The organism is Staphylococcus sp. EG-SA-17 (genome assembly GCF_017151845.1).
GTDB lineage: Bacteria > Bacillota > Bacilli > Staphylococcales > Staphylococcaceae > Staphylococcus > Staphylococcus aureus.
Genome location: NZ_JACVZO010000091.1, coordinates 1 through 479, shown reverse-complemented (window position 1 = coordinate 479; position 479 = coordinate 1). Strand labels below are relative to the sequence as shown.

Annotated in this window: 1 protein-coding gene; it reads left to right on the top strand. The window is 35.1% G+C overall.

Going from position 1 to position 479, the window contains the following annotated elements:
- Positions 1–479 (top strand): DUF1542 domain-containing protein (locus IDG65_RS14195; RefSeq protein WP_206174206.1); only part of this gene is annotated, 479 nt, incomplete at both ends.

The following is a 479-nucleotide window of genomic DNA, read 5'->3' as shown; positions in this document are numbered from 1 at the left end:
CTGAAAATGCAGTAAATCAAAAAGCTGATCAAATGGAAGATTTAGTTAATCAAAATGATGAACTGACAGATGAAGAAAAACAAGCAGCAATACAAGTTATCGAGGAACATAAAGGCAATATTATTGGTGATATTGGTGATCAAACGACTGATGATGGTGTTACTAGAATTAAAGATCAAGGTATACAGACCTTAAGTGGGGATACTGCAACACCGGTTGTTAAACCAAATGCTAAAAAAGCAATACGTGATAAAGCAACGAAACAAAGGGAAATTATCAATGCAACACCAGATGCTACTGAAGACGAGATTCAAGATGCAATAAATCAATTAGCTACGGATGAAACAGATGCTATTGATAATGTTACGAATGCTACTACCAATGCTGATGTTGAAACAGCTAAAAATAATGGCATCAATACTATTGGATCAGTTGTTCCTCAAGTGACACATAAACAAGCTGCAAGAGATGCAATTAAC